At 59.7% G+C, this 24097-nt stretch carries 19 protein-coding genes and 1 tRNA gene; 9 read left to right on the forward strand and 11 right to left on the reverse strand.

From position 1 onward, the window contains the following. Positions 1-24 precede the first annotated feature (24 nt). Positions 25-1647: an ABC transporter substrate-binding protein gene (locus RGM3321_RS06700; protein ID WP_244392192.1), complete on the reverse strand. Its 1623-nt coding sequence runs from the start codon at positions 1645-1647 to the stop codon at positions 25-27. An 86-nt stretch (positions 1648-1733) separates the two neighbouring features. Further along, positions 1734-2888, reverse strand: a complete 1155-nt coding sequence (locus RGM3321_RS06705; RefSeq protein WP_244392195.1) for a mandelate racemase family protein — start codon at positions 2886-2888, stop codon at positions 1734-1736. A 519-nt stretch (positions 2889-3407) separates the two neighbouring features. Here RGM3321_RS06705 and RGM3321_RS06710 point away from each other — a divergent pair. The 3 genes from RGM3321_RS06710 to RGM3321_RS06720 are packed head-to-tail and all read left to right on the forward strand — an operon-like array spanning position 3408 to position 5666. Beyond that, entirely contained in the window at positions 3408-4103 is a 696-nt protein-coding gene (locus RGM3321_RS06710) for a histidine phosphatase family protein (RefSeq protein WP_244392198.1), read from the forward strand. Further along, complete coding sequence (locus RGM3321_RS06715) at positions 4103-4972, forward strand: phosphatase PAP2 family protein (protein WP_244392201.1); 870 nt, start codon at positions 4103-4105, stop codon at positions 4970-4972. Before RGM3321_RS06710 ends, RGM3321_RS06715 begins: the two co-directional genes overlap by 1 nt. A gap of 19 nt (positions 4973-4991) precedes the next feature. Next, on the forward strand, positions 4992-5666 hold the full coding sequence (locus RGM3321_RS06720; protein WP_244392203.1) for a response regulator transcription factor: 675 nt from the start codon (positions 4992-4994) through the stop codon (positions 5664-5666). A gap of 7 nt (positions 5667-5673) precedes the next feature. On the opposite strand, the gene RGM3321_RS06725 is transcribed toward RGM3321_RS06720, so the two are convergent. Then, entirely contained in the window at positions 5674-6711 is a 1038-nt protein-coding gene (locus tag RGM3321_RS06725; RefSeq protein ID WP_244392206.1) for an AraC family transcriptional regulator, read from the reverse strand. A gap of 9 nt (positions 6712-6720) precedes the next feature. Then, on the reverse strand, positions 6721-7635 hold the full coding sequence (locus tag RGM3321_RS06730; protein WP_244392209.1) for a GGDEF domain-containing protein: 915 nt from the start codon (positions 7633-7635) through the stop codon (positions 6721-6723). A gap of 750 nt (positions 7636-8385) precedes the next feature. On the opposite strand from RGM3321_RS06730, the gene RGM3321_RS06735 reads away from it, so the two are divergent. Genes RGM3321_RS06735 through RGM3321_RS06755 form a run of 5 tightly spaced genes read left to right on the forward strand, consistent with a single transcriptional unit; the run spans position 8386 to position 14941 of the window. Then, positions 8386-10902 carry a TonB-dependent receptor gene (locus RGM3321_RS06735; protein ID WP_244392213.1) on the forward strand — a complete coding sequence of 839 codons (2517 nt, stop codon included), beginning with the start codon at positions 8386-8388 and terminating at the stop codon, positions 10900-10902. Between the two features lie 37 nt (positions 10903-10939). After that, positions 10940-12868, forward strand: coding sequence for a phytase (locus tag RGM3321_RS06740; protein ID WP_244392218.1), 1929 nt, complete (start codon positions 10940-10942; stop codon positions 12866-12868). Positions 12869-12923: 55 nt separating this feature from the next. Next, positions 12924-13634, forward strand: a complete 711-nt coding sequence (tolQ, locus tag RGM3321_RS06745) for a protein TolQ (RefSeq protein WP_244392223.1) — start codon at positions 12924-12926, stop codon at positions 13632-13634. 9 nt (positions 13635-13643) lie between these two features. Next, the gene (gene tolR, locus RGM3321_RS06750; RefSeq protein ID WP_244392226.1) at positions 13644-14090 is read left to right on the forward strand and encodes a protein TolR; all 447 of its coding nucleotides are present in this window, start codon (positions 13644-13646) and stop codon (positions 14088-14090) included. Further along, positions 14087-14941 (forward strand): energy transducer TonB, encoded by an 855-nt coding sequence (locus tag RGM3321_RS06755; protein ID WP_244392229.1) that lies wholly within the window; start codon positions 14087-14089, stop codon positions 14939-14941. The genes tolR and RGM3321_RS06755 overlap by 4 nt, the downstream gene beginning before the upstream one ends. 41 nt (positions 14942-14982) lie before the next feature. Here RGM3321_RS06755 and RGM3321_RS06760 read toward each other — a convergent pair whose 3' ends face one another. Beyond that, positions 14983-16980, reverse strand: a complete 1998-nt coding sequence (locus tag RGM3321_RS06760) for a methyl-accepting chemotaxis protein (RefSeq protein WP_244392231.1) — start codon at positions 16978-16980, stop codon at positions 14983-14985. Positions 16981-17225: 245 nt separating this feature from the next. Between RGM3321_RS06760 and RGM3321_RS06765 the strand changes: the two genes are divergently transcribed. Further along, a tRNA-Asn gene (locus tag RGM3321_RS06765) sits at positions 17226-17301 on the forward strand. A gap of 145 nt (positions 17302-17446) precedes the next feature. Here the strand turns inward: RGM3321_RS06765 and RGM3321_RS06770 are convergent. From RGM3321_RS06770 to mapR, 6 genes are all read right to left on the reverse strand, one after another. Continuing rightward, on the reverse strand, positions 17447-18529 hold the full coding sequence (locus tag RGM3321_RS06770) for an alpha/beta fold hydrolase (protein ID WP_244392233.1): 1083 nt from the start codon (positions 18527-18529) through the stop codon (positions 17447-17449). A gap of 2 nt (positions 18530-18531) precedes the next feature. Then, positions 18532-19194, reverse strand: a complete 663-nt coding sequence (locus RGM3321_RS06775) for a carboxymuconolactone decarboxylase family protein (protein ID WP_244392235.1) — start codon at positions 19192-19194, stop codon at positions 18532-18534. Positions 19195-19319: 125 nt separating this feature from the next. Beyond that, the gene (locus RGM3321_RS06780; RefSeq protein ID WP_244392237.1) at positions 19320-19799 is read right to left on the reverse strand and encodes a cupin domain-containing protein; all 480 of its coding nucleotides are present in this window, start codon (positions 19797-19799) and stop codon (positions 19320-19322) included. A 65-nt stretch (positions 19800-19864) separates the two neighbouring features. Beyond that, entirely contained in the window at positions 19865-20857 is a 993-nt protein-coding gene (locus RGM3321_RS06785) for an aldo/keto reductase (protein ID WP_244392239.1), read from the reverse strand. A 57-nt stretch (positions 20858-20914) separates the two neighbouring features. After that, complete coding sequence (locus RGM3321_RS06790; RefSeq protein WP_244392241.1) at positions 20915-21904, reverse strand: aldo/keto reductase; 990 nt, start codon at positions 21902-21904, stop codon at positions 20915-20917. Positions 21905-22445: 541 nt separating this feature from the next. Beyond that, a complete protein-coding gene (gene mapR / locus RGM3321_RS06795) occupies positions 22446-23855 on the reverse strand; it encodes a GntR family transcriptional regulator MpaR (protein WP_244392242.1) in 1410 nt (469 codons plus the stop codon). Positions 23856-24097: the final 242 nt, after the last annotated feature.

Raw genomic sequence — 24097 nt, forward strand, 5'->3', positions numbered from 1 at the left:
GCTTGAGCGATTGAACGCATGAGTTCAGCGTTGCTTGTAGACGTCACGCAGGCGCGTGGTCGCGGCGCTGTGACCCAGGTAATGCCGGACATCGGCGTGAATAACCACTTCATCGGTCATCTGCGAAATCGGCATGATCGGCCCGGCTTTCTGGTCATACAGGGTCTGGATGCGCTGGTAGTCGGCCAGCTGCCGGCTGGCGTCACGCTCGCGTTCGGCCTGCTCGATCAACTGGTTGATCTCGGCGTTGTAGAACGAGGTGCGCCAGCCCTGAAAGTTGCTCAACCTGGCTTCTTCGCGGTTGTCCGGGTTGTAGATGAGCGCTCGCAGGCTGGAGTGCGGATGGCGCTCGGCACCGCCACCGCCACGCCCGACCAGAATGTCGAAGCGCCGGTCGCGCATTGCGCCGTAGATCTGGTTGCCGGTGCCGGTAATGATCGACGCCTGAATGCCTGCCTGGGCGAGGGTCGATTGCAGGCTGGTGGCGATGTTGATGAAGGGCGAATCGGTCAGCGAACGAATGGTGATCTTGAAGCCATTCGGGTGCCCGGCTTCGGCCAGCAGGCGCCTGGCCTCGGCGACGTTGAGCGCATAGCCCGGATCATCCAGTCTGGCCGCCAGCCCCAGTTGCAGCGGGCGCTGGTTGATAACTCCGTAATGCGGCATGACCACGGAGTTGATGCCTTGATAGTCGATCAGCGCACGAATCGCCTGGCGCACCCGAATATCCTGAAACAGTGGCTGCTCCATGCTCAGTGCGACGTAGTACAGAGTGCCGCGCGGGATGGTCTGCACATTGACGTCTTTCGAGCGGGTCAGTGCCTTGATGTCGGTGGCCGCCATGCCGCGCGCCACGTCCAGGTCTCCGCGCTCCACCATCAGACGCAGCGCTTGGGATTCGGTCATGTTGCGCATGATCACCCGACGCAGTTTGGCCGGGCCGCGCCAGTATTGCTCGAAGCGGCTCATCAGAATCACGTCGTTGGCACGCCAGATGTCCAGCTTGAATGCGCCGGAGCCCGCTGTGTTGGTGGTCAGCCAGGCGGCGCCCAGATCATCACCCCTGGCATGCTGCAACGCGGTCAGCCGATCAATGACGAAGGCGCTGGGCGAGGTTGCCAGCGTGTTGAGCACCAGCATGGGGTCGGTGGCTTTGGGCAGGTCAAGCACGAAGGTCGATGGTCCTTCGGCGCGCATCAGCTCGCTGACGTTGCCAGCGGTGTAACCGTAGGCTTTCCAGGTCGAGGCCAGCGCCTTGTTGAGTGTGACCACACGTTGCAGCGACCAGGCAACGTCCTGTGCAGTAAGCGGGTTACCGGAGTGAAACGTCACGCCCGGGCGGAGATGGAAGGTCAGGCGCATGCGGTCGGGGCTGATTTCCCAGTGCTCGGCCAGTGCCGGAATCAACTGGTCGGGGCGGGCAGCGTCCTGTTCCAGCAGCATGTCATAGACATTGGCGTTGACCTCGGACACCTCAAGGCCGGTGGCACCTGCCGGGTCCAGGGACAGCAGGTTGATCATGCTCATGCCGACCACCAGTTGATCGACCGGTGTTTCACCGCGCGCCAGGGCGGGCGGAGTGTGCACGAGTGTCGCCGTCAGGGCGAGGCATAGCAGCCAGGGCAGGCGCTTGAGCCAGAGCTTCATGGGGGCAGTCCTTTTTTATATTTATAAGACGCTGTGTCGAGATGTCGAGCGAAGGGCGCTCGGCGTGCCCTTCGCAATGCTGCCAGTCAGTAACGTTGTTCGGTGTGTGTCTCGATATAGCTGAAGTTGATGTCTTCACCCAGTCCGGGCTGCCCGGAAAGGTGCACGAAACCGTCGCTGTCCATTGGGTCGACCAACGTATTGAGGTAGGCCGGTACATCGTCGTATTCAAGAAACGGGTGCAGCAGGCCGCGTTCATACCAGCGGCAGTTGCTGATCGCGCCGACCACGGCGAGGTTGGCAGCGCCGTTGCCATGCACTTCGCAGTCCATGCCGAACGACTCGGCCAGATGCGCGACTTTCAGGCACGGCCCGATGCCGCCGACGCCAGCCACGCCAGCGCGGAGGATGTCGCAGGCCTTGTTGGTCACCCAGCTGGCGCGGCTGTGGTACTTGCCGGCAATGCTTTCCGGGCCAAGCACCGGAATGTCCAGGTTGGCCGCCAGCCAGGCGTAGGATTCGGCAGAGTCTTCCATCATCGGCTCTTCGAACCAGGCGAAGTCGAGCTTTTGCAGTTCACGCCCGATGTACAGCGCGTCGGTGCGGCTGTACCAGTGATACCCGTCGAGCATCAGGGCAATTTCCGGGCCGACCGCTTCCCGCACCGCAGCGCAGGCTTGCACATCCATGCGCGGGTCGGGCGCGAACGAGATCGGCGGCATCCACGTGTGCAGTTTGATGCCTTTGTAACCGCGCTTTACCAGCTTTTCGGCAAACTGACCGTATTCGTCCGGGGTGGACAGGCCGCCGGGCAAGTCGTCACCGCACATGGTCGAGCCATAGGCCAGTACCTTGTCGCGATAGCCGCCCAACAATTTGTGCACGGGCAGTTTCAAGGCGCGTCCGGCAAGGTCCCACAGCGCCTGCTCTACCAGTGCCAGCGCACGGTCGGTGAACTGGCTGGCGCTGCCGCGTTGCCAGTGAGCCAGTTCCTGCCAGATTTTTTCACGATTCATCGGGTTCTGGCCGATCAGCACCTTTTTCACGAATGACTCGATGATGTGTGGGCGGATCAGTTCGGGCGGGCCAAAGGAAAATCCTTCGCTGCCCTCGTCACAGGCGATACGCAGCATGGCCATTCTGACCGGTTTTTCTTCGCCTGGATGGGCATGACCTGCGCTGTCTACAGCGCGGCGTGAAGGGAAGGAAAAAACGTCGACACTGACCGAGGTGATTTTCATGAGGACCTTCATGGATATTGTTGTTATCAGGTTATTAGTATGTCGTCATACAACATTGAGGCGATTATTTACAGCCTTGTAGGACGATGTCAATAGTCGTATGACGACTATTTCCCGTATTCATGGGCGTTATAGGCGGTTATGAGCGAATCGCGATGGCTGGTGTAGGGTTTCCGAGCGTGATGATAGCGTTTAAGTCGTTATACCTTTGGCTCTGCAATAACATTGAGCCCTGCACGCAACCTGCCGTCACGCCAGGAACGCCCCATGCAGGGCAGGGCGGCGCGCTGAATTTTCCGCAAAACGCTTAAATTATCTTCATGTTCAAGTCAGAAAAGCCGCAAAGCCCCGTTTTCAGGGCTTACGTAAAAAACATGGCGCTGGGCCACAACATGTTTTTCACATCCTCTTCACTGCGTCAGCACGATGCTGAACCTATCTTGCCTGCACGGGAGCGGTGAAGACATCGGGCACCTCCCGAGTCAACACCACACATAGGTTCATGGCAGGAGTGGTCACTTGGCTGACACGACAATAAACAAAAATGTGCTTGCCGATTCGGGCATTCAGCAGCGCCTCAAAGTGCATCAGCACATCGTCTCGATAACGGTGACTGTCGTACTGTTGGCGATCTGCGCCTGGTTTTATACGGCGTTCTCAAGCGTGCATGTGGTGGATCTGGGCATTGGCAGCAACCTGAAGGTTTCCGGTCTTCGCGAGCATTGGCGGCAAGGTGATGTAGTGGTGATGGTTCGGCACGCCGAACGCTGCGACCGCTCGACCAACCCCTGCATGAGCGATGCTGACGGCATTACGTCCAACGGGCGGGATGCGGCACTGGCCGTGGGCGCCGGTTTGCAGAAAATGGGCATGGACCATGTGCGCATGATCGCCAGCCCCAAGACCCGCACTCAACAGACTGCACAACTTCTGGCAGGCCATTCCGTGGCCGCTCAGGACTGGATCAACGACTGCGACGGCGGTTTCATGAAGGTCGTGGAAGACCACAAGGTCAGTGGCGAGAATCTGGTGCTGGTAACTCACAGTGGCTGCATCGACCAGTTCGAACGCAAGGTCGGCGTGATCGGCGGCGAGCGTTCAAGTGAGTACGCCCAGGCATTTTTCGTGCAGATGGATGGTACCCACCGGCCAAAAATTCTCGGCTCGCTGACTTCCGGGCAATGGGCAAACCTCGACAGCGAGCAACTCAATTGATGACATCTTCCAGCCCCAGGCTGCGGTTTTACGCCGTCAACCTGGGTGTGCCCGTGTTTTTCGCTCTACTGGTCTTCGTGACATTCGACCTGACCAGTATTGACCGACAGTTGAGTGACCTGTCTTTTGATTCGGCAGCCGGAGTATTTCCCATCGGGCAGATGCACCTGTTCGAGACCATCACGCACAAGTGGGCGCGAATCATCCCGGACTGGACCGGAGAGTTGGCGATCATCGGTGCGATGCTGTCGTTTATCTGGCCTTTACTGGAAAAAAAGCCCGGTTCGCGCTTCATGAGGCGCCTGTCGGGTTCCCGGACAGAGGCGCTTCTGCGCTTTACGCGCAGGCATCGGCTGGACTTCTTTTTCGTGATCGTGGCCTTTGCGCTAAGCACCGGCATGATCCATTACCTGAAAAGCCACACCAGTGTGTACTGCCCCGTTGAAACCACCTTGTACGGTGGCCGCGAGGCGCACATCGAGTGGTTCCGAAACTTCAATTTTCTGCATGAAGCCGGTGCCGGGCGTTGCTGGCCAGGCGGTCATGCGTCAAGCGCATTCAGTCTGCTGGCCTTGTACTTCGTGGCTCGGCGCTACTGCTGGCAGCATTCCAACATCCTGCTGGCGGGCATTCTCGTGCTCGGTATGATCTACGGCACTACGCGGGTGCTGCAAGGCTGGCACTTTATGTCGCACACGTTCTGGGCGGGTATCGTGGTGTGGCTGAGCACGCTGCTGGTCGCACTGTGCTTTTATGGACGATCCAGGTTGCAACAGCCAATTCGTAACGCTGCGGTTTCCGGTCGGCGTGATGAATTTTTTACTCAACCTGCCGATTCAATGGCAACAGGGTCCCGCTCGGCCGGGTAGAAAACAAGAAGGCGCTGCAATGAACATTCTGGTTATTGAAGACCACCGTGACATCCACGATAACCTGCTGGAATTCTTCGAACTCAGGGGGCACGCGGTAGAAGGGGCGCTGGACGGCCTGAGCGGGCTGCATCTGGCGGCGTCGAAGCGCTTCGACGCGATCATTCTCGACATCATGTTGCCAGGCATCGACGGCAACCAGATCTGCCGCAGTCTGCGCCAGTATTCGAAGTCGGAAGTCGCCATTGTGATGCTCAGTGCGCGGGATGAGCTGGATGATCGTCTTACCGGCTTCAAGGTGGGTGCCGATGATTACATCACCAAGCCGTTCGCGATGTCCGAAGTGCTCGCCCGGGTCGAAGCGGTGGTGGGCCGACGCCAGCGCAAGGATAACCGGGTAATGGTGGTCGCTGACCTGCACTTCGATCTGGATACCCTTGAGATAACCCGCAATGGTGTGCCTTTGAAGCTCAACCCGACCAACATGAAACTGTTGGAATTGTTGATGCGCAAAAGTCCCCATATCGTGAAACGATCCGAGCTGGAAGAAGTGCTTTGGGGGCGTGATGCCCCTAACAGCAGCAGCCTGCGCAGCAACATTCATATCCTCAGGCGGGTACTGGACGGCGCCCACGAGACGCCGTTGCTGCATACCGCTCATGGCCTGGGTTACAAGTTGTGTGTACAGCGCTGAAGCCTGTTCAGTCGAAATTGAACAGACGCTGGATCAAGGTCGGTGTACTGCCGGTCCAGCGTTTGAACGAGCGGCGGAAGTTGGCCGGGTCGTTGAAGTTCAGGTAGTCAGCCACAGCCTCGTTGCTCAGCCCCTTGATCTGATACAGGTACAGCGCGACATGCTTGCGCGCCAGGTCGTGCTGGGCCTGAAAACTGGTGCCATGTTTGTGTAACTTGCGCTTCAGCGTAGCCGGGCTCATGGCGAAGGCATGTGCAACCTGTTCCAGGCTGGTAGCCTGGCGCGCATTGTCACGCAGGTGCTGGTGCAACCGGTCCAGCAGGCTGAATGGCATACCCAGTGCAGCGAGTTGTCCGGCGGCCTCCTGTTGTGCGACCTGCACGGCGATGGGCGATGCGCCTGGCCATGCGCGGGTGAGGTAATGCCGGGGCAGGCGCATCATGTCCAGCGGGCGGCCAAATGCCGTGTTCTCGCCCAGATGAACCCAGTATTGTTCGATGTAGTGCGGCTCCTCGTGACAGAAACTGCACTCCCACGGCAGGCGTTCCCCGCTGAGCAACTGACTCATCGCGACCAGTGCAGTCATACCGGTCTCCAGCAGGAAGCGTTGCTGTTCGCCCGCGCCGCAGCTGTCCAGCCAGTAAAGGTAGGCAAAATGCTCATCCAGCTCCAGACGCGGCGTCAGCAACGGGCTGAGCAGCGCGTGCTGGTGGATGAGAATTTCCAGCGCCTGATGCAGGTTTTGCGCATGACGCAGCGCATGGCTTGCAGCGCCGTAATGGCCGGGAAACAGTCGCTGGCCGAACAGGAAACTGGTGTCGTCGGCATCCACCTGGCGTTGCGCGTTACCGATCAGAACGAAGAATTGCTGCGCACTGAGCCGCGTCTTGCCCGCAACGATGTCTTCGTAGAACAGGCCGGTACCTTTGAGCAGGCGATGGCTGTCGATCCCGCGCGACAAGGCCAGATCAATCAGCGTAGCCGGCTGGTAATGTCCGGGGATGAAGCGGCTGTCGGCTTCGTACCAGTCACTTTTGAGGGTCACGGCAGTCGCTCAGGCAGTACGGGTCAGGGGACGTCGGGCGCGGGCCAGCGACAGGTTGAGGCGACGCAGCAGGTTGTCCGGCGTTTCATTGAGGGCCATGACCACCGCCACGCTGGCCGACAGTTGAATGCGTTCACCCTGTTGCCGGGTCTTGTGCGCCAGGCTGGCAACCGCCTGTTGCAGCTCCAGCGCGAGCAGTTTCGCCTGACTTTCTCCGGTATTGGGCAACAACACCACAAAGCGGTCGCCCGCCAGACGGCAGAGCAGGTCATGGCGGCGCAGGTTGAGTACCAGCAGATGGCTAAGCGCGGATAAAACCTCATCGCCCTCGGCATGACCGAATGCGTTATTGATCGCGCTGAAGTCATCCACGTCCACTACCAGCAGCGACAACGGTTGCTGCTGGCAGAGGCTCTGTTCCAGGCTGACGACCAGTTGGCGTTTCAAATAGTCGGCACTGCCCAGCGGGGTGAGCTTGTCGTAAAGCCGATGCTCACGAAAGCCACGCTCGCGTTTTTCCATCTGCGCACTGATCGCCAGTTGCTCGCGATGCCAGTGGTAGATGCCGAGGGTCAGCAGGATCAGGCCGACTGGCATCGGTCCGGATTCCAGCCAGTGCCCCCAATGGATCTGGCTGGGCAGGCGAATGAACTCGTCCAGCGCGTCGATCCACCACGAGAAGAACACACAGCTCAGGCCTGTTGACAGGTAATTGGTGACCCGACCGGCTGGCCGGCTCTTGAACACCAGAAACAGCCAGACCAGTGACAGCAGCGCAGAGCCGCCTTCGCCGACGATGTCGAGCCATTGCCATTCGCTGACCTGTTTGACGTTGCCAAATGCCAGAAAGGCCAGCAGGCCCAGATTGGAGGCGACCATCAGCGCAGCGAGTTTCCAGCGATGGGGTTGGATGATCCTGAACATGAAAAGACGGCTCCCGAGATGCTGGTTATCGGCCAGCAGAACAGATGTACATGACACTTCGGTTACGGGTAACGCGGACCGCGAAAGGTCGAATCAGCTCACGTGTGTTGCAGGTTTTTTCTACGCGCCTGACCGCCACCCGGCTGGTTCGCCTGCCAAACGCATGCGGTTCGTGACGCTTTGCGTCACAAGTCTCCGGAGCAGCGCAATGTCATGCTGCGTCTGCTGGAGGTCGCCATACGTGCTTCTCGATCACGGTGGCACTGGCGACGCAGATTGCGACGTAAGTGACGGCTGAGTCCTGGCGCTGATTCGGGGGTAGCCTGGCAGGACGCCAGGCTAGCCGCACCGGGCCATGGATGGCCCGTTGCGGCGACCCCCGGATCAGTGACAGGGCGAAGGAACCCGACGAAGTCGGGCCGGAAACAGGAGCGGGGACTTTGCCTACTTCGGTCCCTCAAAGTAGGGCGCCGTAAGGGCGCAAAGGTGACCTGAGTCAAACTCCAATCTACCTGAAACCACAGAACCGCTGTGTGACGCGGAGCGTTGGAACGAACATCGGCTTTTGATTCCGGCCAGCCCCGCCTGAAAGTCAAATCAGCTCATTTACTTGCCCAGTCCCCCTAAAATCCCGTGCTTTCAGCCCCTGCGCCCGTTACCTGTCACAGAACCGTCACTGCGCGACTCTAGCTTGCGCCTCCAGTTGCCGGGTCATTTGCCTGGCCTGTCGGGATTATGGGGAGGACTTACATGCACAGGCGTCGCAGCAGGGCTCAACTGGTCGGCTTCACACTCAGCGCGCTGGCATTCGCCATTGCCAGCGAACGTTTGCAGGCGGCCGAAGCCGATACCACCGAGCATGTGCAAGTGGTCGGGCAGGCGGCGAGTATCGACAACGCGCTCAAGGAGCAACGCAGCTCCGACAGTATCAAGAGCGTGGTGCATGCCGACGGTGTTGCGCAGTTACCGGACCAGAACGTCGCCGAGGCAGTGCAACGCATGCCGGGCGTCAGCGTCGAGCGCGATCAGGGCGAGGGGCGCTTTGTCACTGTTCGGGGACTGGCGCCCGACCTCAACAGCGTGACCATCAACGGCACGCTGGTACCCGCCCCGGAAAGTGGCCGACGCGCCGTAGCGCTGGATGTGCTGCCTGCCGAACTGGTGCAGTCACTGTCAGTGATCAAAACCCTGACCCCGGATATGGACGCCAACTCGCTGGGCGGCACAGTCGATGTTGAAAGCCTCTCTGCTTTCGACCACAAAGGGCTGTTCTACACCGGCAGCAGCGAAGCCAGCTACGACAAGAACACCCACCAGACCAGCCCCAAGTTTTCCGGCGCGGCGAGCAATCGTTTCAGCCTTGGCGACGGCATCGACAACTTCGGTGTGGCGGCAGCACTGAGCTGGCAGAAACGTGATTTCGGCTCCGACAACGTCGAGACCGGCGGAGACTGGGACGGCTCGCGCCTGCAATCGTTTGAACAACGCGACTACGACATCAGCCGCGAGCGCACCGGTGGTGGTCTTAACTTCGATTACAAACCCGATGACCTCAGTAAATACTACCTGCGCACCCTGTACAGCCGTTTCAAGGATGATGAGGTGCGCACCACCAACGGTTTCGAATTTGCCAATGCCCAGAGTGCAGGGCAGACCGGCGATGCCGAGGGTACGCGCAAGCTCAAGGCGCGCACCGAAACCCAGGAAATCCAGTCCTACGTGTTTGGTGGCGAGCGTATGGTCGGCCTGTGGACGCTCAGCGGTCAGGCCGGTTACAGCGAGTCCAGTGAAGATAGCCCCAGCCATATCGCCGGGGCCACATTCGTGGGCAACGATGATTTTGCCGACACAGGTTTCTACGACCGCGACAAGCCAAGGCCCATCGTCGATCCCTCGTTCTACGACAATTCGAACTTTACCCTGGACAAGGTCGACCGGGAAAAGCAGTACACCAAGGACACCGAGAAAAACCTGCGCCTCGATCTGGCCCGTGATTACGATTTCAAGGGCTATGCCTCGCAGTTCAAGTTTGGTGGCAAGGTCAGCCGACGCGACAAAAGCAACGATCTGGAAGTCTGGAAATACGAAGATTTCGATGAGCAGGGTATCAGCGACCAGCAACTCAACCTGACACAGTTTCAGAAAGGCACCATCGACTATCGACTGGGCAACTTCGGCAGCGGCATCAGCCCCACTGCGATCAAGGGCCTGATCGGCGGCCTGAACGCCGCCGACGCCTACGACGAGTCGGAAAGCCGCGCCAATGACTTCAAGATCAACGAAGACATCAATGCCGGTTATTTCATGAATACCCTGGATGTCGATAAGTGGCGCTTCATCGCCGGCCTGCGCTACGAAGGCACTGAAATGGACGCCAAGGGCACCGGTGTGCGTGATGGCGCGTTCGAGTCCAGTACCACCAACCGCCGCTATCACCACTGGCTGCCGGGCCTGCATGCCCGTTATCAGATCGACAGGAGCACCCAGTTGCGCGCCGCCTGGACCAAAACCGTGGTGCGCCCGACGTTCGGGCAGCTTGCGCCGGGCTTTGTGATCGATGATGACGAAGCCTCTTTCGGTAACCCGAATCTGAAGCCGCTGGAGTCGAGCAACCTTGACCTGGGCGTCGAACACTTCATGGGCCGGGCGGGGACGGTGTCGGCGTTCGTGTTCTACAAGGACATCCAGAATTTCGTCTACAACACTGACCTGGCGGGCGCTGGGCAGTGGGCGAACTTCTCCGAAGCCAACACCTACGCCAACGGCGACAAGGCCAAGCTCTACGGCCTGGAACTGGCCTACTCGCAGAAGCTCGACTGGCTGCCATCGCCATGGAACGGTCTGCTGCTGGGCGCCAACGCCACGCTGAGCCGTTCCGACGCCAGCATCAACGGTTTCGACCAGAGCACCGGCACCAATCGCAAGCGCGACATCGACCTGCCCAGTCAGTCGAAAACCGTCGGCAACGTCATGCTCGGCTGGGAGAACGACAAGCTGAGTCTGCGCTTGTCCGCCAACTACAAGTCGGCCTATCTCTACGAGCTGGCTGCGATCGGGGACAAGGACCACGACCAGTACGTGGATGCGCAGACCTTCGTTGATTTCAGCGCCCGCTATTCACTGACCAAGAACCTCAAGGTCAGCTTCGAGGCGCAGAACCTCACCGATCAGCCGTATTTCGTCTACAGCGGCCATCGCGCCTACAACGGCCAGTATGAAGAGTACGGCCCGACCTACAAAGTTGGCCTGACCTTCACTCACTTCTGATCGACCTGACGCGCTCATTCAAAGGATTCAACCGTTCATGATTATTTCGTTATCGCCCAAGCCAGCGTGCCTGGCGCTATTGCTTTGCCTTGCGGCCGGGGCTGCGCACGCTTCGCCGCCGATGGACCTGAACCTGACACGCTGGGCTGAAAATGCGTCGTTCAAGGCTCAATCGGCGAGCTTTCTGCCGGGCAGTGACGGCACCCGCCGCTTGGCCGCGAGCGTCAAGGCCGGTCTGTTGCTGCTGGATGAGCAGGGTCGCGAGCTGGCGAAAATGCCGGGGTCGTTTCAAGGGCTCGACAGCCGTAACACAGGCTCAAGTGTGCTCATTGCAACGCTGGATAATGCCCGCCAGCGGGCCATGCTGACCCAGCTCGATCCGACCGAAGCACACTGGTCAAAGCCGGTTTATCTGCCCGCACGCGATTATTCAGTGGCCGGGCTGTGCCTGTACCGCGATGACGCCAGCAACCTGTTTGTTTTTCTGGTGGGCGAAGAGGGCAAGGGCGAACAATGGCTGATTGGTGCGAACAACCGGCTCAATGGCGAGCCACGCCTGGTGCGCAACCTGCCGCTACCACCCAAAGCCGAGTTTTGTCAGGTCGATGACGCTGCGCACAGGTTGTTCGTCAATGAACAAAACATCGGTTGGTGGGCCTACCCGGCGCACCCCGAGGCCGATGTCGCGCGTCAGCCTGTGGCCCTGCGCGAACCGTTTGGCGAGTTGAAACAGGCGGCGGGGGCAATGGCCATTGTTCCGGGCGGTTTGCTGGCGCTGGATCCGAAAGGCAAGGCATTGCATCTCTATCAGCAGCAGGAATCGCTGGAGAGCTGGACGCCGGTGGCCGATCTGTCGCTGATGAGCCTGAAAAAGCCGGAAGGACTTTCTGTGCGTGAGGGCAAGAACAGCTTGCAGGTGTTGGTTAACGACAATGACGGCGAGCGCCTGTACCAGGGTGAACTGAACTGGTCGCCCAAACCGGTGACTGTCGCCAAGCCGTTGCCGACTGTCATGGCGGCGAGTCAGAGCCAGCCGGTCGGGCGTCAGGGTGATGCCGCCGACGACCCGGCCATTTGGGTCCACCTGAAAAATCCGGCGCTCAGCCGCGTGCTGGGCACCAACAAAAAACAGGGCCTGCTGACTTATGACCTGAGTGGCAAGCAGTTGCAGGAGTTGCCGGTAGGCCGCCTGAACAACGTCGATATACGCCCAGGCTTCATGCTCGGCAAGAAAAGCGTTGATCTGGCGGTGGCCAGTAACCGGGATCACAACAGCCTGAGCCTGTTCAGCATCGACCGGGCCAGCGGCATCATTCGTGAAGCGGGAGAGATCCCCACGCCATTGGCGGAAATCTATGGCGTCTGCCTGTTCAAACCTGCCAGTGGCGAGCTGTACGCCTTCGCCAACGGTAAAGACGGCAGCTTTCTCCAGTATCGGCTCAGCGCGTCCGACGGCAAGGCGAAAGGCGAGCTGGTACGCAGCTTCAAGGTCGACACCCAGCCGGAAGGCTGCGTGGCCGATGATCAGCGTCAACGCCTGTTTCTCGGTGAAGAGGACGTTGGCGTCTGGGAAGTCGATGCGCGGGCGGATCAGCCCGCTGCGCTTTCCAGTGTGATCAAGGTGGGCGAGGCGGTGCATGCCGATGTCGAGGGGCTGGCGCTGTATCAGAGTTACAAGCACGACTATCTGGTGATCTCCAGCCAGGGCAACGACAGTTACGTGGTGGTCGATGCCGAGCCGCCTTACACACTGCGCGGCGCTTTTCGGGTAGCTCTCAATGCGAACGCCGGGATTGACGGCACCTCGGAAACCGACGGCATCGAAGTGACCTCCATGAACCTCGGCGGCCCCTGGAGCAAAGGCATGCTGGTGGTTCAGGACGGGCGCAAACGCATGCCCGAGCAGGCGCAGAACTTCAAGTTCGTGCCGTGGGCCGAGGTGATGAAAACCTTGAAGCTGCCGTAAGTCGTTTGTCATCAAGCGGTGCTAATCATTCGTTCCATTACAGAGGACTACCACGATGCACGCCACCCTCGAACACATGACCATCTGGGGCCTGATCAGCGATGCCAGCCTGCTGGTCAAGGCCGTGATGCTGATTTTGTTGCTCGCTTCGCTGGTCAGCTGGTACCTGATCATTCAGCGCAGTCTTGCGCTGGGCCATTACGAGCGGACACTGGATGCGTTTCAGCAGCGCTTTCGCGCTGAAGCCGAGCTGGCACCGCTGTACGCCCAGAGCCGTTCGGCTCAGGAGGGCGCTGACGGTATCGAGCGCGTCTTCAACGCCGGTTATGCCGAGTACGTGCAACTCAAGCCACGTCCCGGCATCGAGCCTGACGTGGTGCTGACAGGCGTCGAACGCGCATTGCAGGTCGCCATCAGCGAGCAGGAGCTGCAACTGGAAAAAGGCCTGCAGTTTCTCGCCACGGTCGGCTCGGTCAGCCCCTATATCGGCCTGTTCGGCACGGTCTGGGGGATCATGAATTCCTTCATCGGCCTGTCTCAAGTGCAGCAGGCCACACTGTCGACGGTCGCGCCGGGTATTGCCGAAGCCTTGATTGCCACGGCCATCGGCCTGTTCGCCGCCATTCCTGCCGTTATCGCCTACAACCGCTTTGCCGCGCGTGGCCAGACGCTCACGGCCCGTTACTACAGCTTCGGCAATGAACTGCAGGTGCGCCTGAACCGCACCCTGCAAGGCCTGACCCGCAACATGGCCGCTGCGGCCTGAGGACTTGTCATGCTGGTCAAACCGCAACGCAAACATGGTCCGAAAGCCGAAATGAATGTTGTGCCCTATATCGACGTGATGCTGGTGCTGCTGGTGATTTTCATGGTCACGGCTCCGATGCTGACCCAAGGCGTGAAAATCGAGTTACCCAAAGTCGCCAGCGAAGCACTCGCCAGTGATACCCGGCAGCGCATCGTGACCCTGTCCGTCAAGGCGCAGGGCGGCTATTACTGGAACCTGGGCGACACGGTCGATACTCAGGCGCAGACCGATCAGGCCGCGAGCCTTGAAGACATGCAGGAGCGCATTGCCCGACTGGTTACCGAGCGCAAGGACACGCAAGTGTTCATCCGTGCCGATGACAAGGCTGATTATGGCCGGGTAGTCGCCGCCATGGCGGCGCTGCAACGCAGTGGCGTAACGCAGTTGGGGCTGGTGACCGAGGCCCCGCAATGAACACCCTGGCCCTGGATTACCACCTGCCGCGCCGCGAATGGGTGAATGGGCCCTGGCTGCGCAGCAATGGCCTGGCCGCTGCCGTCGCGCTGACATTGCATGGCGCGCTGCTGGGCGGTCTTATGTTCGGCTGGAGCCCGCACGAAGCACCGCCCGCACAGACCAGAACCCTGACCACGCAATTAGTGATTTTGCCGCCAGCGCCTGAGCCGGTTGCAGTCGCCGCTGCGCCGGTTGTCGAGCCTGTTCAGGTGCCGCCACCTGCACCTGCACCTGCACCGGCCTCGCTGCCGATCACCCCGCCAGTGGAGGCTGCGAAACCACAGGCAGAGCCGCAGCGCCAGGTCGAACAGGCGGCGTTGGCACGCAAGCGCGTTGACGAGCAAAAGCGCGAGCGTGAACAGCAGCAGAGCGTTCAGCGCCTGCACGAGGCCGAGCAGCAAAAGCGCCAGGAACAGCAGCGGCTGGCCGAACAGCAACGTCAGCAGGTTGAGCAACAACGTCAGGCCGAACAGGCGCGTCAGTCTGCCGAGCGCGCCCGCCAGGCGCAGCAATCAGCACAACAGCAGACCGCCGCTGACAGCAGCCAGTATCAGCCGCTCAGCAAGGAGGCTCCGGACTATCCCGAACGGGCTCTGGACAAAGGCATCGAGGGCGATTGCACGGTTGTCTACGACGTTTCGCCGCAAGGCACGGTGGTCAACCCGCAAGTGCAGGGTGCGTGCCATCCATTGTTCATCCGTCCGTCACTGGCCGCAGCGCAGACCTTTCGTTATCAGCCACGGGTTGTCGAGGGCAGGGCGGTGAGCGTGTCCGGGGTGAAGAACACCTTCCACTACCGGATCAAGTAGAAAGCGGGCCTGACGCATGCTGCGACAGGCTCGCAGAGGTTTTAACTGACCTTGAAGCGCCGTACCAGCGCAATCAGGCGAGTGTTGGACTCGGAAAGGGCAGCGGTGCTGCGTTCGTTGCTGGAGCCGCCTTCGACCAGCTCTTCGACGATGTGGCGAACGGCAATGATGTTTCGGCTGATTTCCTCGGACACCGCGCTTTGTTCTTCGGCCGCTGTGGCGATTTGCGTGCTCAGGTCGTTGATCTGCAGAACCGAGCGAGTCATGTCGTCCAGGCCGCTTGTTACGGCGGTGGTTTTGCCCGCCGTGGTCTGGCAGCTATGGCGGGTTTTCTCCATCGCAGCTACTGCGGCGCTGACGCCTTGTTGCAGGCTGCCAAGCATTTCGTTGATCTCCGACGTACTGGCCTGGGTGCGAGCGGCGAGGGCGCGCACTTCATCGGCCACGACCGCAAAGCCACGGCCCTGTTCGCCGGCGCGCGCGGCTTCAATGGCCGCGTTAAGCGCGAGCAGGTTGGTCTGCCCGGCGATTTCGCCAATCACCGCCAGCACCGCGTTGATGCGCTTGGCGTCCTGCTCCATCGACTGCACTTTGCTGGTGGCCGAATCGACCTCGCTGATCAGTGCATTTACGCTGTCAGAAGCGTCTTCAACCACGGTTTTCGATACCTGCGCGTTCTCGTTGGCGGACTGCGTGAAGCTTGCGGTCTGCGCCGCGCTGCGGGCCACTTCATCCGCGGTGGAGGACATCTCGGTAATCGCGGTAACGGCCTGATCGGTTTCGTTGGCGTGGCGGATCAGAATGGCATTGGTAGCGCCCGCCTGACTGCGAAGCTGCTCGATGCCGCTGGCGATTTCGCGGGTGGAACTGCTGACGTCGAGCATCATGCGTTGCAGGTAGGCAATGAAGTTGTTGACCGACTCACCCACCTGATCCACTTCATCGTGCCCTTTGACGGCAATGCGCCGGGTGAGATCGGCATCACCGGCCGACAACGTGTCGATGTTGGTTTTGAGTACGCCCAGACGGTTCATCAGCGTGCGCAACGCAACGATCATCAGCACCAGCAGCACTAGAACCATCGGGATCTGCAGCCAGGCCAGGGTCTTGAGGACGGTTTCGCTCTGGCTTTTCAGCAGATCGGTGTTTTGCGAAACGGCCAGCAACCAGGGCGTTCCAGCAACTGGCATCAGAAACAGGGTTGACTCCTCGCCATCGCTGTTCTGGTAGGTCAGACGCGAGGTGCCAGTACCTTTGACGGCGAGTGCCGACTTGATGCCATTGATGAACGGCGATTGCGCCGCCAGTTCGGAGACATTGCGCAGCACGATCTTGTCGCTGCTGCCCGGCACGTTGGACAGAATCTTGCCATCGGCCTCAATGATCATGATCCGGCCGTGGACTTCCTGCTCTTTGGCTTCAACCAGCTTGTTGAAGAAGCCCAGCGTCACGTCGATGGTCGACACGCCCCACGGCTGGCCGTCCTTGGTGATCGCCATGGCGCAGTTGGTACGCGGCTCCGGGCTGGCGGCGTCCTGATAGGCTGGCGCCCAGGCGCATTGGCCAGCAGGGGAGTTCAAGCCGCCTTTATGCCAGCCCTGTTCGAAATAGTTAAGCGACTCAGGCGAGTTCCAGTGGGTGTTGACGATCAACTTACCCGACGCATCGCGATGGTAAAAGGTGCTGTGCTTGGCACGACCGGGCGTGCGCACGTTCGGCAAAGGCCATATCCCGCCGCCAAACACCTTGGCTTCGCCGTACTGGTTAACCATGAACGGCAGCAGGCGGTCGATATCGTCACTGGACAGTTGCGGCACCAGTTCAGTGATCACCCGCGCCTGTGCCTGCACGCGTGCCAGTTCAGTCTTTATCTCATTGCTGATGTCTGCCGCCTTGGCGGTCAGCATGTTTTCATCGTTGGCTGTAAGCCTGGGGGACACGAACTGACCGATGCCATACCCCGTCAGAACAATGACCAGCGCCATGAATCCTACGAAGGTTGCGGTGTAGCGAGCTTGTACTGTCTTGAGCGAGGCCATTTTGTTGTTATACCTGGTCCGTAGGAAAGGAATTACCTGACTCAGATGTCGACCGGGATAGATGTTTCTTGATGTGACAGAACTGCCAACTTCAGTACGATCAGCTACGTCCCGTGTCGCGTAGGGCACTAGAGGTACTCTCCCGTGGGGGCATCAGGACAACCGATATCGCGCAAGCCGCAACGCAGAAAATTTTTCAGCCCCTCGCTTGACTTCCTTTTCCTAATCAGTAACATAGCGCTCATTCCGCGATAGCTCAGTTGGTAGAGCAAGTGACTGTTAATCACTGGGTCCCTGGTTCGAGTCCAGGTCGTGGAGCCAGACAAGGTTTCAGAGAAGACTTTAAAAATCTTTGAAACACCAAAAACCCGCCTTCTGGCGGGTTTTTTCGTTTTGGCGCCGAGCTCTGGCAACGCCACAAGTCATTGACTTGGCAGAAAAACCACCGTGCGTTGCCGATGACCTGTCAGTCCAGATTCTTCTCGGCGAGAAACTTCGCTACCAGGTCTGCAATCTGGACGTTGTTCAGGTCGGACATCGGGAAGTGCGTATTGCCCCTGATGCCGATTTCAGGAAGGTGAATCAGCGTGACGTCGCCTCCATGCCGGTTGACGGTGTCGCGCCATGAGCGGGCCATCGCGAGTCGGGCGCGCCAGCTGTCCTGGGCCGGCAGGTCAATGGGCTGGTCGGGAATATTATCGCCGTAGAGGATCAGGATCGGAACCCGCGTAAGCGCCGTGAATCGGGCCATGGGCACGCCGACACCCTGCACCGTATCGAATGCACTGGGGATCGGTGCCGGAACTTCACCCTCTGGAAAGACGAAGCTACTGCCGGGTTCGAATGCCACCACGGCTTTCACCTTTTCGTTCTTGATGACCGTCAGCCAGCCCGGGCCGCCCGCCTGGGAGTGAGTGAACAGAATACCGGGGCCGATCTTGTCGAATATTGCCGATACCCCGTCAGAGATGACGTTCATATCGAATGGCCCGGTGTTTGGCGTCATGGCCCTGAAAAACTGCTCGCGTGTGCCGGGATCACGAGCAACCTGCACGCCATTGAAGTACTCGGGCCACAGGCCGATGCGGAACTGGTTGAACCAGAGTTGCTCGTCCGGTGTGGGTTTGAGTGTTGCCTCGACCATGCTGCGACCGGCGTCGCCGCGGCGCGGCTGATCGATCAGGTAGACGCCGAACCGGCGCCGCAGAAATATATTCTGAAAACCCTCACGGCCATCAGCGGTAGTTTCCCAGGTCCTGGAGAACTGACCTGCGCCATGCCACATGACGATTGGCAGTTTTCGTGCGTTGACCGGCACTTGATAAAACACATAGGCATGGTCCCCGTGGTAAGTCTGGCCATCGGGCTGCATGGGTTTGCGCGGGTTGAAAGTGCCCGGTGCAGTGATCATCTCGCCACCGGCGGTAAAGCTGCCTTGTTTCTGGATCGCCAGTGGCGCGCTGTTATTGCCCGGTTCGCTGGAACTCACCGCACAGGCTGCCAGCATGCCCGCCATAGCAAGCGCCAGAAGGTTTCTTGCCACGTTCATGATCATTCCTTTGACGTTTCGAGTGCTTGTGTCAGCGCCTCGCGTGCGCGTCTGGCGATGGTTTCATCTGCCTGTTCGGCAAGTATGTTGGTCACTTCGCGCAACTGTGCAGCGCTTAAACCCACCCTCATGCTCGCCAGCATATGGGAACGCAACTGCGGCTCGGCACCCGGCGTTGCTGCCAGGGCGCCGACGGTGGCCAGCTCGCGGCTTTGCCAGTCGAGGTTGTCGCGCTCGAAGATGTCGCCGAACAGATGGGTTTGCAGGAACTGATTGATGACAGGGGCGAAGTCGAATAAAGGCCCTTTGACGGTGCCGCCGGAGATGCGTGTCTGATTGGCTACTCCTGCCTCACGCAACGCCTCGCCTGTGGGGATCGCCCGGCCGGGTTCGTTTCCGGGTGCGTCCTGAATGCCGCGCTGTTTGCGCGCCTCGACCGTTTTCATCAGTTCGTTCAGCGCATTGAGGCTGCGTGGAAACCCGGCATAGGCGTAGAGCTGAACCAGAATCTCCTTGGCCTCACTGATGGATAGGCCAGCGTCGAGCCCCTGATTCAACGCTGATTCAAGCTTTGGCATGTCGCTGGTCGCCATGAACGCGGCGATCAATGGAATGGCTTGCTGCTTGCCAGACAGCGTGCCAGCCGGTGGCGTCGTTTTTGTCATGGCGGGCGCTGGCGCATGCTCCTGAGCGACAGCGGCTGTTACATTTCCCAATCCGAGGCACGCTGCCAGTAAAGCAGCCAGTGGCCGGGCTCTGCGATGAAGTACTGAGCCGAAAAGCGACGTTGTCATTGGCGCATGCCCTCGTATTCTGTGTCGGAGAGCTTTTCGGCCCATGTAACAGCTTTACCTTCCAAAGCTTCTGCCAGCGCGATATGCGTCATGCCGTTGGTGGCCGTCGCTCCGTGCCAGTGGCGTACCGATGGCGGGATCCAGACCACGTCCCCGGGACGTATTTCCTGACGAGGCCCACTTTCTTTTTGCACATAGCCGACACCGGCAACCACGATGAGCGTTTGCCCGAGCGGATGGGTGTGCCAGGCGGTACGTGCGCCAGGTTCGAAGGTCACCGTGCCGCCTCCAATGCGGGCTGGACTGTCTGCCTTGAACAGGCTGTCAACACGCACTGCGCCGGTAAAGTTTTCGGCGCTGCCTTGAATGGAAGGCTGCGTGCCTGCACGGGTAATGCGGATGTCCGCAGACTGCTCGGCATGCGCCACTCCGGTGACCAACGAGAAGACAGCAGGCAGGGCAATCAGGGTTTTCATCGGAATAATTCCTGACAGGGAAGGGACGCTGCTGCGCATTGGCAGCAGCCTTCATCAATGTGCGGTCACAGACCGGTCATCTTCAGCGCCGCTTCGGGCAGGCGATCACCGAGTAGAGCGATGCGGTCTGTCTGCTCGTGAATCATGTGCAAGTCCTCCGCAGTCAGTTCCAGCTCGACTGCCCCGAGGTTTTCATCAAGGCGATGTTGTTTCGTGGTGCCGGGTATCGGGACGATCCAGGGCTTTTGGGCCAGCAGCCAGGCCAGCGCCACTTGCGCAGGCGTAGCGTTCTTGCGCTGGGCAACCGCCTTGACGACGTCGACCAGCGCCATGTTGGCCTGGCGTGCTTCCTGGGAAAAGCGCGGTACGACGCTGCGAAAGTCCGAGGCATCGAACTGCGTGTGCTCGTCGATCTTTCCGGTCAGGAACCCCGCACCCAGTGGGCTGAACGGCACGAAACCGATCCCGAGCGCTTCAAGCCCAGGCAGAAGGTCCTGCTCAGGACCACGCCAGAACAGCGAGTATTCGCTCTGCACGGCTGTCACCGGCTGCACCGCATGGGCGCGGCGAACGGTATCGATACTCGCCTCGGACAGGCCAAAATGCTTGACCTTGCCCTCGGCAATCAGGTCTTTGACGGTGCCTGCAACATCTTCGATGGGGACAGAGGGGTCGACGCGGTGCTGGTAGAAAAGATCAATGCGGTCAGTGCGCAGGCGCTTCAACGCCGCTTCGGCAACGGCGCGAATATGCTCCGGGCGACTGTTTGTGCCCGCGGCTCTGGCACCGCTGATCAGGTCGATATCGAAGCCGAATTTGGTGGCTACGACCACGTGATCACGAATCGGCTGCAAGGCTTCGCCCAGTAGCTCTTCGTTGCTGAACGGGCCGTAGGCTTCCGCGGTATCGAAGAAGTTGACCCCGCGTTCGTGCGCGCTGCGGATCAGGCTGATCATGGCCTGCCGGTCGGCGGCCGGGCCATAGGCCGAGGTCATGCTCATGCAGCCCAGGCCCAGAGCGGATACTTCCAGGCAGTTGCCCAGTATGCGGGTTTTCATTGCAATCTCCTGTCCGGAAATGAAGTTAGCGTGTTATTCAGCGTGGGAACCCCTCCCTCAGCGACCCACACGAGCTTTGAGAGACTCGGAGTAGCGGTCGCCCTCAATGCTGATCTGTGCCAGAAGCGAAGCGATTGCCTGCAGGTCAGCTTCGCAAAGGGTGATAGACGCACCGCCGACATTTTCTTCGAGGCGATGCAGCTTGGTCGTTCCGGGGATCGGAACAATGCAGGGCGCCTGTGCAAGCAGCCAGGCAAGTGCGATCTGGGCAGGCGTCACGCCTTTTTGCTTGGCGATCTCGCCCAATAGAAAAACCAGATTCTGGTTGGCCTTCAGCGCTTGCTGAGTGAAGCGTGGAACCACACTGCGGAAATCATCACTGCCAAACGAGGCATCCGCCGAAATCGTCCCGGTGAGAAAACCCTTGCCCAGCGGGCTGAACGGTACAAAGCCGATACCCAGCTCTGCGAGCGTTGGAAAGATTTCCTGCTCGGGCTCTCGCCACCACAGTGAGTATTCACTTTGCAGCGCAGTGACCGGCTGAACGGCATGCGCTCGTCGGATGGTTTGCACGCCTGCCTCGGAAAGGCCGAAATGCTTGACCTTGCCTTCGGCGATGAGCTCCTTGACGACTCCAGCCACGTCTTCGATAGGTACATCGGGGTCAACGCGGTGTTGATACAGCAAGTCGATGTAGTCTGTCTTGATTCGGCGCAGTGAACCCTCGACAGCCGCCCTGACATGCTCCGGGCGGCTGTTCAGAATCTGCTGCCGGTTGTCTTCGCCGAATGTGAAGCCGAATTTGGTGGCGATCACGACCTGATCCCGAACCGGCGCCAGGGCCTGGCCCACTACTTCTTCATTCAGGTAAGGACCGTACAGCTCGGCGGTATCGAAAAAAGTAATGCCGAGGTCTACGGCAGAGCGAATCAGCGAAACGGCTTTGCCTGTCTCGGTAGCCGGACCGTAACCGTGGCTAAGGCCCATGCAGCCAAGGCCCAGCGCCGATACCTGAAGAGAACTGTTGCCTAAATTGCGTTTTTGCATCGTGTGCCTCCCGTGGAGCGAACCAGCAGAGCTCGCGGGCGAAAAAACATGGATGGGCTGTTCTCAGTGACGATTGCACTGCAGCAACATCGGTCGAGAGGAAGTTATGCGAGGGAAGGCAGCGGTACTAGACGGGTAAATCGGCAAGGGTATATGAGGAAAACTAATTAATCGGCTGCTGAACGAGCCTGGAGCAGATTTTCGCGCCCATACGCAGCATGGGCGCGATAGTCATCAGGAAGTGTGTATAACCGTGAGCGATGAGCATGACGGCGATAATCAATGCTCAATACGGCGAAATAGTCCCCAGCAAACCCACCGCTATCGCCAACAACAAAAAACCTATCAATGAAAGTCCGAGCTTGCCCATGAGCGTCTCCTGCCGATCGGTCTGTCTGTAACGAGTCGCAGGTTCCGGGCTCTGACGGTTGTCCTGCGTGTTTTAATGCGTGGCCATTATCCTGCGCAGGCAGATTCTGGTACAGATTCAGAAACAGATTAAAAATACGGATCAGTTGTGCGCGGGCCGAACATAAATACTTCAGAACGACGCAATGATTCGTCCAAGCATCGCCATGGCCTGCTCGCTGCGTTCATCCCAGGGCGTGCCGTAGTTCAGGCGTGCGCAGTTCTTGAAGCGCTGCGAGGCCGAGAAGATCGGGCCGGGTGCCATACTGATACCTTGGGCCAGGGCCATCTGGAACACCTGCAGCGAGTCCACTTGCCCGGGGAATTCGAACCACAGAAAGTACCCGCCAGCGGGGCGGGTGACGCGTGTCGCTGCCGGGAAATAACGAGCGGCAGCGGCCAGCATCGCGCCTTGTTGCAGTTCGAGGGTGTCGCGCAATTTGCGCAGGTGGCGGTCGTAGCCGCCATGTTTGAGGTAGTCGGCAATCGCTGCCTGGGCGGGGACAGAAGGTGAAATGGTGGTCATCAGTTTCAGCCGATTGATCTGTTCGGTAAAACGCCCGCCTGCCACCCAGCCAACACGGTAGCCGGGAGCCAGGGTCTTGGAAAACGAGCTGCAGTGCATTACCAGCCCGCTGTGATCAAGGCTTTTGACCGGATGGGGTGCATTGGCACCGTAATACAGCTCGGCGTACACATCGTCCTCGATCAGCGGGATCTGCTTGCGTTCCAGCAGGTTGTAGAGCCTGAGTTTTTTCGCTTGGGTCATGCTCGCGCCCAGTGGGTTCTGGAAGCTGCTCATGAACCAGCAGGCTTTGATCGGCAGGCGTGTAAGGCTGTCCTGCAAAGAGTCCAGATCCACGCCGTCACGCGGATGCACAGGAATTTCGACGGCTTTCAGCTTGAGCCGCTCCAGCACCTGAAGGCAGGCATAGAACGCAGGTGCTTCGATGGCCACCAGGTCGCCGGGCTTGGTGACGCATTGCAGGCACAGGTTCAGGGCTTCCATCGCGCCGTTGGTGATCACCAGTTCGTCGGCGGGCAGGCGCACGCCGCTGATCATGTAGCGCAGAGCAATCTGGCGGCGCAGTTCGGAGTTCCCGGTGGTCATGTCGCTGACAATGCCCGCTGGCGTCATCGCCCGCACCGCTGAAGACATCGACTTGGCCAGGCGCGGCAATGGGTAAAGGTGCGGGCTGGGAAATGCCGAGCCGAAAGGGACGGTGTCCGGGTTCTTGAGCGAGCCAAGCACGGAAAAAATCAGGTCGCTGACGCCCAGTTCGGTGCCTTCGCTGGTGTGCCTGACCAGCTCAGGCTCGGTCAGCGCATTTGCTGCATGCTCGCGCACGTAATACCCGGAGCGGGCGCGGGCCTGAATCAGGCCTTTGTCTTCCAGCAGGTAATACGCCTTGAAGACGGTGGCGGGGCTCACCGAATACGTGCGACTGGCAACCCTGACGGAGGGGACTTTCTCACCGGCTGGCAACACGCCGCTGCGAATCATTTCCGAAATGTCGGCGGCGAATTTTTCGTAGCGTTTCATAGAAGGCATCGGGGCAAATGATGCCTGCATCATGAGTGAAAACCGCCTTTGAAAACAGGGGAAAATTATCCTGGGAAACGCATATCAGCTGCGCCGTGTCGCTGTCGGGCAGGCATCTGCGTCTTGAACACCTCAAACGGATGGGTCTATGATGCGTTCGTCCTGCGACCCATCGAAGGAATCACTTTTGCCCCGTTCCAGCTGGCTGCCTACGCCGCCTTAGCGCTTCGCCCCCTCGCTAC

This window comes from Pseudomonas sp. RGM 3321, assembly GCF_022836805.1.
In the GTDB taxonomy this organism is placed as follows: domain Bacteria; phylum Pseudomonadota; class Gammaproteobacteria; order Pseudomonadales; family Pseudomonadaceae; genus Aquipseudomonas.